The sequence below is a fragment of the Streptomyces sp. NPDC030296 genome, assembly GCF_055572815.1.
The window spans coordinates 102,836-117,592 of record NZ_JBVICQ010000011.1 but is presented as its reverse complement, the minus strand read 5'-3'; the positions used below and the strand labels follow the sequence as shown (position 1 = coordinate 117,592).

General features: G+C 68.3%; 13 protein-coding genes. 4 read left to right on the top strand and 9 right to left on the bottom strand.

What is annotated here, in order from left to right; all coding sequences use genetic code 11:
* Nucleotides 1-115 precede the first annotated feature (115 nt).
* Both ACZ4Z3_RS29675 and ACZ4Z3_RS29670 read left to right on the top strand, forming a co-directional pair.
* Nucleotides 116-1,147, top strand: a complete 1,032-nt coding sequence (locus tag ACZ4Z3_RS29675) for an acyl-CoA desaturase (protein ID WP_468503907.1) — start codon at nucleotides 116-118, stop codon at nucleotides 1,145-1,147.
* Nucleotides 1,144-1,821 carry a TetR/AcrR family transcriptional regulator gene (locus ACZ4Z3_RS29670; protein ID WP_055539988.1) on the top strand — a complete coding sequence of 226 codons (678 nt, stop codon included), beginning with the start codon at nucleotides 1,144-1,146 and terminating at the stop codon, nucleotides 1,819-1,821. The genes ACZ4Z3_RS29675 and ACZ4Z3_RS29670 overlap by 4 nt, the downstream gene beginning before the upstream one ends.
* Before the next feature lie 151 nt (nucleotides 1,822-1,972).
* Here ACZ4Z3_RS29670 and ACZ4Z3_RS29665 read toward each other — a convergent pair whose 3' ends face one another.
* Both ACZ4Z3_RS29665 and ACZ4Z3_RS29660 read right to left on the bottom strand, forming a co-directional pair.
* Nucleotides 1,973-2,839: a PaaX family transcriptional regulator gene (locus tag ACZ4Z3_RS29665; protein ID WP_468503906.1), complete on the bottom strand. Its 867-nt coding sequence runs from the start codon at nucleotides 2,837-2,839 to the stop codon at nucleotides 1,973-1,975.
* 53 nt (nucleotides 2,840-2,892) lie between these two features.
* On the bottom strand, nucleotides 2,893-3,723 hold the full coding sequence (locus ACZ4Z3_RS29660; protein ID WP_468503905.1) for a trans-aconitate 2-methyltransferase: 831 nt from the start codon (nucleotides 3,721-3,723) through the stop codon (nucleotides 2,893-2,895).
* Between the two features lie 139 nt (nucleotides 3,724-3,862).
* Here ACZ4Z3_RS29660 and tamR point away from each other — a divergent pair, with 139 nt between their 5' ends.
* Complete coding sequence (tamR, locus tag ACZ4Z3_RS29655) at nucleotides 3,863-4,360, top strand: MarR family transcriptional regulator TamR (protein ID WP_055712124.1); 498 nt, start codon at nucleotides 3,863-3,865, stop codon at nucleotides 4,358-4,360.
* On the opposite strand, the gene ACZ4Z3_RS29650 is transcribed toward tamR, so the two are convergent.
* Nucleotides 4,319-5,173 (bottom strand): LuxR C-terminal-related transcriptional regulator, encoded by an 855-nt coding sequence (locus tag ACZ4Z3_RS29650; protein ID WP_468503904.1) that lies wholly within the window; start codon nucleotides 5,171-5,173, stop codon nucleotides 4,319-4,321. The genes tamR and ACZ4Z3_RS29650 overlap by 42 nt on opposite strands.
* 250 nt (nucleotides 5,174-5,423) lie before the next feature.
* On the opposite strand from ACZ4Z3_RS29650, the gene ACZ4Z3_RS29645 reads away from it, so the two are divergent.
* Nucleotides 5,424-5,879, top strand: coding sequence for a GNAT family N-acetyltransferase (locus ACZ4Z3_RS29645; protein WP_468504040.1), 456 nt, complete (start codon nucleotides 5,424-5,426; stop codon nucleotides 5,877-5,879).
* A gap of 119 nt (nucleotides 5,880-5,998) precedes the next feature.
* Here the strand turns inward: ACZ4Z3_RS29645 and ACZ4Z3_RS29640 are convergent, their stop codons facing one another.
* From ACZ4Z3_RS29640 to galK, 6 genes are all read right to left on the bottom strand, one after another.
* Entirely contained in the window at nucleotides 5,999-6,472 is a 474-nt protein-coding gene (locus ACZ4Z3_RS29640; protein ID WP_468503903.1) for a hypothetical protein, read from the bottom strand.
* Nucleotides 6,473-6,554: 82 nt separating this feature from the next.
* Nucleotides 6,555-8,852: a DUF6571 family protein gene (locus ACZ4Z3_RS29635; protein ID WP_468503902.1), complete on the bottom strand. Its 2,298-nt coding sequence runs from the start codon at nucleotides 8,850-8,852 to the stop codon at nucleotides 6,555-6,557.
* The gene (locus tag ACZ4Z3_RS29630; RefSeq protein WP_468503901.1) at nucleotides 8,852-9,370 is read right to left on the bottom strand and encodes a hypothetical protein; all 519 of its coding nucleotides are present in this window, start codon (nucleotides 9,368-9,370) and stop codon (nucleotides 8,852-8,854) included. Before ACZ4Z3_RS29630 ends, ACZ4Z3_RS29635 begins: the two co-directional genes overlap by 1 nt.
* Before the next feature lie 113 nt (nucleotides 9,371-9,483).
* The gene (mycP, locus tag ACZ4Z3_RS29625) at nucleotides 9,484-10,725 is read right to left on the bottom strand and encodes a type VII secretion-associated serine protease mycosin (RefSeq protein WP_468503900.1); all 1,242 of its coding nucleotides are present in this window, start codon (nucleotides 10,723-10,725) and stop codon (nucleotides 9,484-9,486) included.
* Nucleotides 10,726-12,408: 1,683 nt separating this feature from the next.
* Nucleotides 12,409-12,978 (bottom strand): hypothetical protein, encoded by a 570-nt coding sequence (locus ACZ4Z3_RS29620; RefSeq protein WP_468503899.1) that lies wholly within the window; start codon nucleotides 12,976-12,978, stop codon nucleotides 12,409-12,411.
* Between the two features lie 464 nt (nucleotides 12,979-13,442).
* Complete coding sequence (gene galK / locus ACZ4Z3_RS29615) at nucleotides 13,443-14,678, bottom strand: galactokinase (protein ID WP_468503898.1); 1,236 nt, start codon at nucleotides 14,676-14,678, stop codon at nucleotides 13,443-13,445.
* Between the last annotated feature and the right edge of the window lie 79 nt (nucleotides 14,679-14,757).

Below are 14,757 nucleotides of genomic sequence, written 5' to 3'. Positions count from 1 at the left end.
TACTTACGATGCCGTAGGTTACGGAACCGTAGGGAATGCCGTAAGGCGGCCCACGAGCCTGTCGTCGACAGGCACTCCCCCTCTCTCCACCCTCGACCCCCTAGGGGACGCCCCCATGACCACAAGTTCCGATGTGATCGAAGACGCCCCGAAGGCGAACGACTCCCCGAACTCCGCGACGTCCGACTCCCCCGCCGTCTCGGCGACGCTGGGCGGCGAGCAGAAGCGCTCGATCGAGCAGATCACGCTGCTCCTCTTCATCACCGTCCCGTTCGTGGCCCTGCTCGCGGCGGTCCCGCTGGCCTGGGGCTGGGGCGTGAGCTGGCTGGATCTCGGTCTGCTGGTGTTCTTCTACTACCTGGGCTGCCACGGCATCACGATCGGTTTCCACCGGCACTTCACCCACGGTTCGTTCAAGGCCAAGCGCCCGCTGAAGATCGCGCTGGCGATCGCCGGGTCGATGGCCGTGGAGGGTCCGCTGGTGCGCTGGGTGGCCGACCACCGCAAGCATCACAAGTTCTCCGACGCCGAGGGCGACCCGCACTCGCCGTGGCGCTACGGCGAGACGGTTCCGGCGCTGATCAAGGGCCTGTGGTGGGCCCACATCGGCTGGATGTTCGACGAGGAGCAGACCCCGCAGGACAAGTACGCCCCGGACCTGATCAAGGACAAGGCGCTGCGGACGATCTCGCGCCAGTTCATCCTGTGGACGGTGGTCTCCCTCGCGCTGCCCGCGCTGATCGGGGGCCTGGTGACGATGTCCTGGTGGGGCGCGTTCACGGCGTTCTTCTGGGGCTCCCTCGTCCGGGTGGCGCTGCTGCACCATGTGACGTGGTCGATCAACTCGATCTGCCACGCGGTCGGCAAGCGCCCGTTCAAGTCCCGTGACCGCTCGGGCAACGTGTGGTGGCTGGCGGTCCTGTCCTGCGGCGAGTCCTGGCACAACCTGCACCACGCCGACCCGACCTCGGCACGGCACGGCGTCGAACGGGGCCAGCTGGACTCCTCCGCCCGCCTGATCCGGTGGTTCGAACAGCTGGGGTGGGCCTACGACGTGCGCTGGCCGTCACGCTCGCGTATCGATTCCAGGCGTATCACGGGTGAGGACGGCTCCGAGCACCGGAAGGCGCCCGCCGAGGCGGCATGATTGACGCCGTGGCGACCGACTCCAGCAGCACCCCGAGCAATGAGAAGCCGCGGCGTGCTCGCCGCACCCGGATGACGGGCGCCGAACGCCGTCAGCAACTCCTGGAAATCGGCCGCACCCTCTTCGCCGCGAAGGGCTTCGAGGGCACGTCGGTGGAGGAGATCGCCGCGAAGGCGGGGGTCTCCAAGCCGGTGGTGTACGAGCACTTCGGCGGCAAGGAGGGCCTGTACGCGGTGGTGGTGGATCGGGAGATGCGGCGCCTGCTGGACATGGTGACCAGCTCCCTCACCGCCGGCCATCCGCGGGAGCTGCTGGAGCAGGCGGCCTTCGCGCTTCTGGACTACATCGAGGAGTACACGGACGGTTTCCGCATCCTGGTCCGCGACTCGCCGATCCCCCAGTCGACGGGTTCCTTCGCGTCCCTGATCTCCGACATCGCCACCCAGGTGGAGGACATCCTGGGCCGCGAGTTCAAGAGCCGCGGCTTCGACCCCAAGCTCGCCCCGCTGTACGCCCAGGCCCTGGTCGGCATGGTCGCCCTGACCGGCCAGTGGTGGCTGGACGTCCGCCGCCCGAAGAAGGCGGAGGTCGCCGCGCACCTGGTGAACCTGTCGTGGCACGGCTTGGACGGCCTGGAACAGAAGCCGCGCCTGATCGGCCACCGCAAGAGCTAGGACTCGTTCCGTGGCCGGGGCTGCGTGCCCCTGAGGGGCGCGGGGAACGGCGCGACAAGCCACGACGAACCCGCACTCGCGCGAGACCGCACACGCCACCCCCTTGGGCGACGGCAGCGGCTCGGCTCGTGCCGTCCGGCCCGCGTGCGGGCTACGGCGTTCCCGTCAAGGCCAACCGCAGCGGCGTCGTCTCCAACACCTCCGCCGCCATCCGCGCGGCAGGCCCCTCCGTCTGTCCCGCGATGCGCCGGAACGTCTCCTGGGCCTGTCGCGCGGGCCACTCCTCCGGCAGGTGCCGGACGGGCAGCCGGGGGTCGGTCCGGATGATCCGCAGCCACTCGGCGACCAGCCGCAGCCGGGTGGCGATCGGGTCGGCGGCGGCGAGATCCGCGCCGGTCCAGCGTCTGTCGAAGGCGACGTACTGCGCGGCGAGGGCCTCCAGGTCCCAGCTCTCGCGGATCATCAGCCCGACGTCGGTGAAGTCGTCGGCGCGGGCGTGGAACACCTTCACATGGGCGTCGAGCCCCAGCTCCGAGACGATCCCCCGTACGTCGACACGCCCCGGCGCGATCCACAGACCGCTGTAGAGCGCCCCGAACCCGGACCAGGTGAGCCGGGAGCGCAGGTCGTGGCGTTGCCGTTGCCAGGACTCGGGGAGGGAGAAGCCGAGGAGGGTCCAGGTGCCGTCCCAGTCCTCGTTGACGGCGCCGTCGCGCCAGATGCGCTGTCCGCCGTCGCGCAGGATGCGGTTCGCGTGCGGGGTGAGGCCGAAGAACATCTTCCGTCCTTCGCGCTGCCGGCACAGCAGCCCCCGGTTCACCATCCGCGTCAGCGTCGACCGGACCGCCTGCTCGCCGGTGCCGACGCGTGCGAGGACGTCGATGATGCTTCCCGAGTACACCCCGAGGTCGCCCTCGCCGCGGTCCAGGACGTGGTTGCCGAAGAAGGCCAGCACGAGCGACTGCGGCCGCGGCTGCGGCACATCGACGACATCGACGTCCAGGGTCTCGTCCTCCACAGCGGTAAGGGTACGGAGGACCGGGCGGAGCTGGGGTGGGGGCAGGCCCCGCCCTACCCCTCACCACCCGGCTTCCGGGCGACGACGAAGATGCGGCGGAAGGGGAAGGCCGTGCCGTGGGGGGTGGCCGGGTAGGCCTCGCGGAGGGCGGTGCGGTACTCGGCGACGAAGGGGCCGGCGTCGTCGCCGAGTTCCGTGAGGATCGGCCGCAGTCCTGTCCCGGTGACCCAGTCGAGCACGGCGTCCTCACCCTGGAGGAGGTGGACGTACGTCGTCTCCCAGGCGTCGACCTCGCAGCCGAGGTCGGCGAGCGTGGCCAGATACGCGGCGGGCATGTGAACGGCGTCGTCGTGGCGGAGGGTGTCGCCGAGCCGGTCCCGCCACCGGTCGGACCGGGCGAGCTCCCGCATGAGGCGGTGGCTGGGCGAGTCGAAGTTGCCGGGCACCTGGAAGGCGAAGGTGCCGCCCGGCACGAGGGCGTCCACCCAGCCCGGGAACCGGTCGAGGTGGCCGGGCACCCACTGGAAGGTCGCGTTGCTGACGATCAGGTCGTACGGCTCGGTGGGCGCCCAGGTGCGCAGGTCGGCGGCGGCGAAGTCGATGTGGCCGCCGCCGGATGTGGGGCCCTCGTGGTCGACGTGCGCCTTGTCGAGCATCTCGGGCGAGTTGTCGTACCCGGTGATGCGGGCGCCGGGCCAGCGGTCCGCGAGCAGCAGCGTGACGTTGCCGGGGCCGCAGCCGAGGTCGGCGATGCGGGGGCGGTCGCCGCCGGGCGGCTCGGGCACATGGGCGAGGAGGTCGACGAAGGCGCGGGCTCGGTGGCCGGCATGGCGCAGGTACTGCTGGGGGTCCCAGGTGGGGGTGGTGGGGCCGGTGGGGGGCATGTTCGGGCTACCTCCTCGTAGGTCCTCAAGGCCGGATCCCCAACTCTCGTACGGAAAGTGTCTCGACGTCAAGAAACTCAACAACAACACTCTTGACACCAAGAGACTTCACATCGACACAACCACTACACTGATCGCCATGGAGGACGAGGTCGATCGGCTGGTCGCAGCGTGGCGCCGGGAGCGCCCCGACCTCGACGTGGAGCCGCTTGAAGTACTCAGCCGGGTGAGCAGACTGGCCCGGCATCTGGACCGTGCGCGCAGGCTGGCGTTCGCCGAGCACCAGCTGGAGCCGTGGGAGTTCGACGTCCTGACGGCGCTGCGGCGCGCGGGTACGCCGTATCAGCTCTCCCCCGGTCAACTCCTGACGCAGACGCTCGTGACCTCCGGGACGATGACGAACCGCATCGACCGCCTGGCGAAGAAGGGGCTGGTCGAGCGGTTGCCGGACCCCAGTGACCGTCGGGGCGTGCTCGTGCGGCTGACGGACGAGGGCAGGGACCGGGCGGACCAGGCGCTCGCCGGACTCCTCGACCAGGAACGAGCGATCCTGGCCGAGCTGTCACGGGCCCAGCGAGGTGAACTCGCCGGGCTGCTACGCCAGTTGACCGCCCCGTTCGACAACATCCCCGGCTAGGTCGACGGGCCCGACGCCGGCCCGGCGGGCGAGCGCGACGGCGGCGAGGGTGCTGTGGACGCCCAGCTTGCCGAGGACGTTCTGCATATGCGTGCGGACGGTGTGGGGCGACAGGAACAGGCGCTCGGCGACGGCTTTGCGCCCCAGGCCCGCCACCATGCACCGAAGCACTTCCCGCTCACGCGGAGTGAGCGACTCGACGAGGCGCTCACTTTCCGTGCGGTGCTTGCGGGCGGCGGTCAGTTCGCGGAGCACGCCGGTGAGGAGGGCGGGCGGCAGATGCGTCTCGTCGCGCAGCACGCCGCGGATCACGGTGAGCAGCCGGGAGAGCGAGCAGTCCTTGGCGACCCATCCCGAGGCCCCCGCCTGGAGGGCGAGCGCGGCCCGGCGCGGGTCGTCCTTCTCGGCGAGCACGACGGTCCGTACGGTCGGCTGCCCTGTCCGCACACCGGCGACGAGGGATATGCCGTCGACGAGGCCGTCCTCGCCGGTGTCCTGCACGGGCACCGGCCCGGAGACGGCGGCGACGGGCCCGCGCCCGGGCCCCATCTGCGCCCCCGAGCCGTAGGCGGCCCCTCCGGGGAGGTGGCCGGAGCGCAGGGTGGGCGGCTGACCGTGCCCGCCCAGATCGGCGTCGACGAGCAGCACGTCGAACTTGCGCCCTTCCGCCGCCGCGCGATCCAGGCAGCGCAGCGCGGCCGGGCCACTGCCGGCCGCGGACACGTCGACGTCGGGCTCGGCGGCGAGGGCCGCGGCGAGCGACTCGGCGAAGATGCGGTGGTCGTCGACGACCAGGACTCGGATGCGAACCACTGAAACCCCCACTGGTCGGGGGACGCCCGGCGCGGGTACGGCGCCCGGAATGCTCCCCGGTCTACACCTGGGACGGGGCGCCGCAGCCGCACGGCCGCCGCCGTGCTGAACCGCTACCCCCACTCCGGGCGTCGTACCCGACTTGTCTCGCCCCCTGATCAGCACCGGCCCCCACCGGCGCTGTTCATCAGGGTAAGGCCGGGGGGCGGGAGCGGAAGGTGATTTGCAGAACTGGTTGGCCAACGCGTTTATGGTGTGCCGCATGTTTCGGATCGAGACAGAAGTCGACAAAGAACGAGCCCAATTGCTGCGTTCCCGGCTGCGGGCCACGAACACGGCGGCCTCACCGGTCCTGCGCGAACTGCGCGGCACCCTCGGCGAACGGGAGACGCCCCTGCACATCTGGGCCCTCGACGCCACGGGCACCCTCATGGGCGGCCTCGTGGGCCACACCTGGGCGACCTGGCTCCACGTCACGTACCTGTGGGTCGACGAGAACGCCCGAGGCTCAGGCCTGGGTTCCCGCCTCCTGAGGGAAGCCGAACGCACGGCCCACACCGACCGCGGCTGCCAGTCCTCCCGCCTGGAAACCTGGGACTTCCAGGCCCCCGACTTCTACAAGAAGCAGGGCTACGAGGTGGTGTGCGTGATCCCGGACTATCCACCGGGGGTTACGGAGTACACGTTGACTAAGCGGTTGGGGTGAGGGGCACTTCGCCCTTCTCAGATGACTTCATGGGACCCTTCGGGAGGTGACACGCGTCGGCGACCCTCCCAGGCTCGCCATCCCGTCGGAGTACTCGCGCGGACCGGATCGAGTTGCCGTCAACGGTCGCAGTCGGAAGATTCACCCTCGGCCTTGGCGTACTCCTTGACGAGCCTGAGCATGTCCTCCGCATCCACACCGGTACGCGACACCCTGACGGACGCCCAAGCCGACTCCTGGCGCGCTTTAACTGCGGGGCAGTTGATCTTTCCGACAGCACCGGTGGACGAGTAGATGTAGAGACCATCGCGGGTCTTCGCGTCTGAGGGGTCGACGCTCAGGGCGGACTGGGCGACCTGCTCCGCTGTCGTATCGCCTTCCCACCGTTCCACACTGACCGAAAGAACTGATCGGCCGTCGACGTGGATACGGCAGCGTTTGGTCGTTCCTGTCGACTGCGGATGCTGGGTGAGTTTCTGCCCCGACGGCAGCGTCGGCTTCAGTACGCTCCGCGAAACGTCGATGCCGCAGAGCGCAGTGGGGAGCTCATAGCTTGCTTCATCGGACGAGCACGCCGTCCCCGAGAACAGCACCGCGACGGAAGCAGTGAGGACGGCACCCCTGAGGGGCAGCCGACACCGGTGAAATCGCAACGAAATCCTCCACATATTTCCGTCAATCCGGAATTTCCGTCTCAAGGTCCCTCGCCATGTGATGACCCGCGGTCGACGCGTCGTTGAAACCGTCCTGGGTGCCCATACGAGTCCACTCCTCCACCTGATCGGCATACGGTGACCGATGGGCGTCGGCTGCCGCCACGGCGGCGTTGTGACTCATCGCCGTATTGGCGTCCTTGGTGTTCTCCCAGCGCTCAGCGATATTGCTACCGAGCTCCTTGCGGAACTCCGGTTCGGAATCCTTGTAGAACTGTTCCAGTACCAGACTCGTCACGGTACCGGCAGCGGCGCCGACACCGGCACCGACCGCGGGGGTGGCGATGAAGGACGTACCGACAGCCACGCCGAGCCCGACCGTACCCGCGACCAGGTTCTTCTCCTGGGTCACCGCGTACTCGAAGTCGCCGTCCTGCTCGTTGCCAGGCCCGAGAACCGCCTCGGTACGGCCGATCCCAAGAGTTCCGCCGATCTCCCCGGATCTGCGCGCAATTTCCCGCACTGTGGTCTCGGCACCTTGCTCATAGCGCTGAGATTCGGGGAGATCGGGGTTGAGGTGGTGCTCCATGAGACGCGCCATATAAGTTTTTTGGCCCACTTCCACGGCCGCATACCCCTCAGGGTTCTGCCCGAGGGAAACGAGGAACCGGGTCACGTCCCTGTGATCCAACTCGGCAGGCACCCCGGCGATGGGGAAGAGACGGGTGATGCTGTCGTTACCGGGAGCGGCGTCAGCCGTGGCACGGTTGATGTCCGCGAGGTATTCCGAGGTGATCTGCCCGACACTGTCGGACATGTATCCGTGGTCCGTCAGACGTCCTGGGTCCTCTGAAATAGAGGTCACCAGACTTTCCATCAGTCTCGCCTGCGAAGCATTGTGAGGCGGTGTGTCCACCGTCGGCATTTCTCCTGCCGGATGCCCCGTCGTCGCGGCTTCGATTGCCATGGCGAGGTTGTTGCGGCCGGCGATGCTGTCCTCGCCCTTGGAGTCCAGTTCCTGGGGCCAGTCGCGCTCCTCGAAGAGGTAGTCGAAGTTGGTGAGGGACCTCTTGACCTCCTTGCCGCCCTTCTGCTCGGTGAAGTCATGGTCCTCGTTCTTCGTGACGAACGTGTCGTTGAGGAACTGGGTCGCCGCGTCCGGGTTGTTGGACAGGGCCTTCAGGTATCCGGTCATCGGGTCCCAGCCGGAATCGGTTCCGGTGTGATTGAGCAGCGGGTCCATACCCAGGGGCTGCCAGGCACCGTGGCGGCCGTTGCCGGTGAATTTCTTCTCGGTCTCGATGAGCTTGTCGCCGTACCGGTGGAGGAACTTGTCGTCGAAGTCACCCCACCGCATGAGGTTGCTCATGACCTGACCGCCGATCGCGTACACGCCCTCGCGGCTCACCGGTTTGTCCACCAGACCGACCATGGTGTTCTTCCACTCGGTCATACCAGCCGTGTCGCTCTGGCTCGCGTTGGCGAGGGTGAGGCTGAGGTTCTTCTGCAGCTCGTCGAACTGGTCCGATCGTCCAATGCGCAAGTCTCGCGGGCCGTTCGGGTCGTTGATACCGGCCCAGAAATCCAGAGTTCCGCGCGCCCCGAGGCTCGTCGCGAACTCGGCGGCGAACAGATCGTCCTTCGCGTACTTCTTGAGGCCGTCGTTGAGCCGGTCGAACTCCCGCTCCGTGAGGTCTTCCGGGTTCTTCCTCGCGAGCTTGGCGAGGTCGTCGGCCCGCTTGAGGGCATCTGCGGCAGAGTCGCGGTTCTTGTAGCTCGCGTCCGAGAAGCCCAGTTCGGTCTGGTCCACGAGCGCTTTGAGGACCCTGCTCGCCGAGTTGTCGCTCTCCGTGGCTCCGTCGAGGATCTTCTGGACCTCGTCACGCAGGGCGGTCACGTCTTTCGCGTCGTGCTCGGGAACCGTCGTCCCCTTCGCGGCGCGGTCGGGGTGGATATTCATCGTCACGGTGAAACCACCGCCCTGCGTGGAGGTGACCGTCAGGTTCTTCTTGAGTCCGCGGCTGATGGCGGCCTGGAGCTTGTCCTGGTACCCCTTCAGTTCCCCGCGGGTGTCCCTGAGAATGTTCCGGATGGACTCGGCCTGCGTATGCGCGTCCTCGAACTCGCCGGCCGTCTTCCCGATGAACTCCTTGGAGACCGTGGCGTTCTCGCCGGTCCAGTTCGCCTTGTTCGCGGCGCCCCTGAGCCCCTTGTCGGCCGCCTCCTTCAGTTCAGCCAGATTGCTGACCGTGGTCGACCAGTCCTCGATGGCGTCGTCGAGAAGCTTGAAGCTGGCGAATCGGAGCGCGTCGAGATCCATCAGTCGTCCTTCTTGCCCTTGTCAGCCGCTTCGCCGTACAACGGGTTCTTCTCGCCGGGTGCTCCGACTCGTTCGTCGAAGCCGGCGTCCAAGGTGTCGATGCTGCTCAACTTGCGACCGATGTAGTGATCGCCGTCGATGTGTAGTTTCTTCGAGACCGTCATGTGGTTCGAGATGTGGGCGCAGGCGTCCCTGAGTGAGGTCAGCTGCTCCTCCCAGCGGGTCGACACATGCTGAAGCGCGCCGCCCAGAGCGAGACCCTGTTTCATCAGGTCGCCTGCCGCCTTGTCACTGCTGGACACGGGAGTGCGGCCCTTGTCCCACAGTTTCCCGTGGAGATCGAAGGCGTGCTCACCGATCTTTGCGAGGTCGCCCTGGCTGGCGGTCAGATCCCCGTACTTGCCCGAGCCCGGGCTGCCGGCCGACCCACTGCTCGTCTCCAGCTGGTTCAGCCGCATTCCGTCGGGCTGCCGCTCCGCCGCCTGCGACTTCAACTGCTCCCACTCGTCCCACGCCATGCGCGGTACTCTCCCGTTCCTCGTCCAGGTTCACGGCGCTGCCGATTGTTGATGTGTCTCATTGCCGGTACGGCTGGCTTGCTGGGCGCGGAATACGAGGCGCCCGACCGCCCTCAGACTGCGGCGTCCGGTCCTCGGCCGGGAGGGATGTCACTTCCGGCGGCCGGGGGAGGGTAGTGCGGCGCATTCGGGAAGCTCGCGGCCGGATTCGGGGGTTGGCTTCCTGGGGAGTGCATAATCGTCGGGTAGGACGCAGCGGCGTTAGCAGCTCGCCGTTTACGGACGAGGACCACCGCGGTCACGCAGAGAAGCCCCACGGCGAGGGCACCGAAGGCGATCCATACGGAGGTGTCCGTCTTGGACTCCGAAGACGTTTCCTCTGCGCTCTTGTCCTTGGCCGGGGCGTCGGCGGCGTCCGTCACGGACGACGGTTCGGGGGACGGCGGCGCGGATGCGGAGGCCGCGAGGTCCGGCAGCGGGTACTCGTCGGCGGGGCCGGGGTCACCGGGGTTCTGCAGGGCGACGCGGGGGCGGACGATGCCGTAGCCGATGGAGTCGTTGCGCTTGGCGCCGTCGGTGGGGGCGCCGATGGTGTTGAGCATGACGCGGAGAACCTGGTTGTTGGTCCAGGTGGGGTGCTCGGACCAGATGAGGGCCGCCGACGCTGACGCGATGGCTGTGGCGTCGCTGGTGCCGTGGGACTTGCAGAAGCCGGTGCCACCCTTACAGGCCGCGACCATGTCTTCTCCGGGCGCGGCTACGTCGACCTGCGGTCCATGTTGCGACTCGTCCGTCCTGTGGAGATCTCGACCGACTGCTGCCACTCCAACTACGCCTGGTGTCGCTGCCGGGTACATGACCTGGTTCGCCTCATCGCCGTCATTGCCCACTCCGGCGAAGATCAGCGAGCCCTTGTCCAGGGCGTACCTCACCGCCTCCGTGAGCTGCGGTGACCCTGCTGTACGAGCCAGAGAGATGTTGATGACCTTGGCGCCCGCGTCCGCGGCATATCGGATCGCCTTAGGAGCGACCTGGTTAAATCGCTTGTTACCCTCCGCCTGGTTGGACGCTGCACCCGCCTTCGGCATGCGGATCGGGAGGATCTTCACTCCGGGAGCTAGTCCAAACGCCCCCGCCCCTCCATTTGCAGCTCCAGTCCCGGCGATAAGAGCAGCCATTCCCGTGCCATGCCCTGAGTAATCGGTTCGTTCGTCTCCCGGCTGGTCCCCGGCAAAATCCCTTCCAGGCAGGATCTGACCCGACAAGTCAGGAGTAGCCGGATCGACTCCTGAGTCGACGACAGCGACCGTGATTCCCTTGCCAGTGCTGGATCGCCACATTTGGTCAGCTTTCATGGCATCCAGAAACCATTGCTGCTCACGGATCGTCTCGGCGTGGGCCGGTACTCCTGCTACCCCCACCAGCAACAGGCCGAGTAGCGCTGATGCGGCGGCACGAGTTCGCCCACGCCGCAGGCTGGCAGTGCGCATAACGTTCCCTGTCTTCACTCCTGGATGCCCATCAGTCGATGGCTGGAGGCACGTTGCGGCCGTTGTCCGATCGACCGGTCCCCTCATCGGGGTCCGACCGGATCGGGCGTCGGTTTCGACGAGGACCATCAGGCGACGAATTAGGCGCAGGTGTACGTGCTGTCTGCCTGTTCCTGGGTTCATCAGAGCGAGGCACATTGGTGGCCCCGCCCACAACACCGCCTCCCGGTGCGCTACCAGTTTTTCCGGTTCCGGCTGTTCCGGGCCGGATCAGACCGCTGGGCCCAGGCAAAACACGACCTGTTCGTTGTGGAGTGCCACCAATGACACCAGCGTTGGGCCCCGGGGGACGGCGGCCAGGTGACTGACCCTGCAGACCGGCACCCCGCGGCACGGGACTCGTAGTCCCTGGCGCTGGACCGTGCGGGGCACGACCAGTCGTCGGCCCTCCAACCACTGTTCCTCGATGGATCGCTCCCGTTTGCCCGCCCATCGGCGGAAGGGTCGGACGACCGCCGATGATGCCCGTTCCGCCCGGTACCCGTGCTGGATTCGGAGGGACAGGAGCTTGGCTGGGCAACTGCGGCACGCGGCCGGTTGCTCCGGATCGTCCCTGTGCTGAGAAACCTTCAGGGGTAACGCCCAGTCGGCCTCCGGGAATCGAGGGAACCAGGCCGGTCGGAGGCGAGTGACTAGTCCCGTCTGGACGCCCCGGGCCGGGCTGGCCGCTGACCGGCCCAGCCGCAGTCTGCTTCTCCGGCAGTGGCGTCTCGATGGAGTCGATTCCCATCCGGGTCGGTGGCGCCTTCTCCACCGGTGCGACATGCTCGCGCGAAGGGACATCCAATGTTCGCCGGTGATCGACAATGGCGTGGCGACTGTCGGCATTGCCCGAGTAAGCAATCGAGCCGCCGTTCGAAGAGGTACTCGAGGCTGCTGGACCCGAACCGACCTGGACTGAGCCACCGCGGACGTCTTCCTGCCTGTCCGGCAGAACCGCGTCCGGCGGCGGCGGAAACTTAGGCCTCTCCAGCGCGTTCAGCTGCACCGCCGAGAACTCATACGCCTGGCCCAGTTTGGTCATCTCGGCGGCTGCCTCCCGGCGGACCCTCTCCTTGTTTTCTGCTAGGGCCGCGAGTTCCGCGGCCGACTTGGTGGAGATGGTGTCCGCGTCCGGGTCGTTCGGGGCCGATGCCGCCGCGACCCGGTTGGCCTCGGCGCCCTTCGGGTCGCGGGGGATCGCTGCCTGGGCTCGGGCGATCGCCGATGACGTCTGTGCCAGCCATTTCGCTGAGCTTTCGCTGAAGTCGCCCAGGCGGAGCGTGGAGTTGGCGAGGTCGGCGGTCCAGGTGCGGAACGCGTTCGCTCCCTCGCCCTTCCACTCGACCCACTGGGGGCGGATCTTCAGTTCCTCCGCGATCTTGTGGATCTCTTCCGCCGCCTTGGCCAGGCGGTCCGCGGCCGCCTGCACCGTTCCGCTGTTCGCCTCGTCCAGCCACTGCAGCATGCGCTCGTGGCTCATGTCCTCGAAAGGGTTGCCGCCGGGCATCAGATCGTGCCTCCCGCGTCGCCACCGTTCGTCGGTGTCCGGGGTTTGGTGTGGGGCGCGCTCCCCGTCTCCCCGGGCGCCGTCGCGTCGCGGGGCGGGGCCGCGGGGGACGTCGGCAGGCCGGGGTCGTACGCGCCGCCGTAGTGTTCCGTCGTCTCCGCGCTGATCGCGGCCATGCGGTCGCGGATGTCCAGGTCGATGTTCTGGTAGCCCTTGTGGGACGCCATGACGGCGATGCCCATGCCCTCCATCGAGTCGGAGAGCAGCTTGGAGAGGTTCTCGAGCTCCGTGATGACCGTCTCGTACGCGGTGAACAGGCCTGCCGCCTGCGCCCACTCGCCGTTGCCACCGCCGAACTGGGCCCGGGTCAGCGGCTCCTGGCCCACCTTGCCGGGACCCGCGTCCGAGTCCTTCAGGTCGGTGATCAACTGGTCCACGCGCTTCTTGAACGCCGTGAACGACGTCAGTTCCGTCGCCACGTCCGCGGCCGCGTCGCGTGCGGTGTCGAAGATGCCCGACACCCACGAGGGACTCGTCGCGCCGCCCGTCGAACCGCCGTCCAGCATCATGCCCTCCCCCGTGAAGCCGGCACCTCATCGACCACTTTAGCTATTTGCTGTGACAGTGTCGTGGCCGGGGCGAGCGGGATGCATGAGTGTTCATACTCAGGTGTGGGGCGCGAAGTTGCGCGTCAACGGCGCGATGTCGGGGGAATGTTGCGCGTTCGCGGATGAAATGTGCGACATCCGTCCGCTGGCTCGGGGCAGGGGCGTGACCGGAATATGAGGGCGGCGGTCCGAAACACCGCTTGGGTTCCGGCGGCCGGACGTACTTGGGCGGCCGTGCCGGACATGCCTGGGCGGCAGGCGGGACGTACTTGGGCGGCAGCCGCCTACAGCCACGCGGGTGGCGGGCCAAGAAGCACGTGGGCGGCACCCGATGATCCCGGCACCGCCCACCTCGTCTCAAGACGTCAAGATCTCAGGACCTCAGGCTCCAAGACCTCAGGCCTCAGGCGCCCAGACCCCCGCCCTCACGACACCCGCCGCGCCCCCGCCGACGGCACCGCCACGAACACCCTCGGCGTCGTGAAGTCCGCCGCTGCGAACGCCTCCTGGATCGCCTTCGTGACCGTGTCCGCGTCCGCCGACTCGACCAGGACGATCGCCGAGCCGCCGAAGCCACCGCCCGTCATCCTCGCGCCCAGCGCGCCCGACGCGATCGCCGTGTCGACGACCAGGTCCAGCTCGGGGCACGAGATGCGGAAGTCGTCGCGCAGTGACGCGTGGCCCTCGATCAGGACGGGGCCGATCGCCCGTGTCTCGCCCGCCTCCAGCAGCGCGACCACCTGCTCGACCCGGTGGTTCTCCGTGACGATGTGGCGGACCAGGCGGCGGACCTCCTCCTCGTCGCCGAGGCGCTCCAGCGCCGCGTCGAGGTCGTCGTACGCCACGTCCCGCAGGGCGTCCACGCCCAGCAGGGCCGCGCCCTTCTCGCAGCCGGCGCGGCGCTTGCCGTACTCGCCCTCGCTGTGGGAGTGCTTGACCTGGGTGTCGACGACCAGGAGCTGCATGCCCCGGGCCGCCAGGTCGAAGGGGATCTGCTTCTGGGAGAGGTCACGGGTGTCGAGGAACAGGGCGTGGCCCTGCTCGCAGCACGCCGACGCCGTCTGGTCCATGATGCCGGTGGGCGCGCCGACGTAGACGTTCTCCGCGCGCTGGCAGAGGCGGGCCAGCTGCCAGCCCTTCAGGCCGAGGTCGAAGAGGTCGTTGAGGGCGAGGGCCACCACGACCTCCAGCGCGGCCGACGAGGACAGGCCCGCGCCCGTCGGGACCGTCGACGTCAGGTGCACGTCCGCGCCGGTCACCGCGTGGCCGGCCTCGCGCAGCGCCCAGACGACGCCCGCCGGGTACGCCGTCCAGCCGCGGTCCGTCTCGGGGGCCAGCCCGTCCAGCGTCAGCTCGACCACACCGCCGTCCGCGTCGGAGGAGTGCAGGCGCAGGACGCCGTCCGTGCGGCGGGAGACCGCGGCGACGGTGGTGTGCGGGAGGGCGAAGGGCATGACGAAGCCGTCGTTGTAGTCGGTGTGCTCGCCGATCAGGTTGACCCGGCCCGGCGCCGCCCACACCCCCTCCGGCGCCGTCCCGTACAGCTTCTCGAACCGCTCGGCGACAGCGACCTCGGCCCCGGATTCCACGGCCCCGGACTCGACGACCCCGGACTCCACCGCTCCGACCTCCACGGCCTCGCCCTCTACGGCCTCGCTCATGCCCTGACCCTGACCTTTCCTTGCCCACCGGCCGACGATCCGGCCGAACCTACCGACCGCGACACCGGCCGAACCTACC

Bases quoted from the DNA above. Each gene is read 5' to 3' on its own strand.
- ACZ4Z3_RS29675 (WP_468503907.1), top strand. From the start codon at position 116: ATGACCACAAGTTCCGATGTGATCGAAGACGCCCCGAAGGCGAACGAC.
- ACZ4Z3_RS29670 (WP_055539988.1), top strand. From the start codon at position 1,144: ATGATTGACGCCGTGGCGACCGACTCCAGCAGCACCCCGAGCAATGAG.
- ACZ4Z3_RS29660 (WP_468503905.1), bottom strand. From the start codon at position 3,723: ATGCCCCCCACCGGCCCCACCACCCCCACCTGGGACCCCCAGCAGTAC.
- tamR (WP_055712124.1), top strand. From the start codon at position 3,863: ATGGAGGACGAGGTCGATCGGCTGGTCGCAGCGTGGCGCCGGGAGCGC.
- ACZ4Z3_RS29645 (WP_468504040.1), top strand. From the start codon at position 5,424: ATGGTGTGCCGCATGTTTCGGATCGAGACAGAAGTCGACAAAGAACGA.
- ACZ4Z3_RS29635 (WP_468503902.1), bottom strand. From the start codon at position 8,852: ATGGATCTCGACGCGCTCCGATTCGCCAGCTTCAAGCTTCTCGACGAC.
- ACZ4Z3_RS29630 (WP_468503901.1), bottom strand. From the start codon at position 9,370: ATGGCGTGGGACGAGTGGGAGCAGTTGAAGTCGCAGGCGGCGGAGCGG.
- mycP (WP_468503900.1), bottom strand. From the start codon at position 10,725: ATGAAAGCTGACCAAATGTGGCGATCCAGCACTGGCAAGGGAATCACG.
- ACZ4Z3_RS29620 (WP_468503899.1), bottom strand. From the start codon at position 12,978: ATGATGCTGGACGGCGGTTCGACGGGCGGCGCGACGAGTCCCTCGTGG.
- galK (WP_468503898.1), bottom strand. From the start codon at position 14,678: ATGAGCGAGGCCGTAGAGGGCGAGGCCGTGGAGGTCGGAGCGGTGGAG.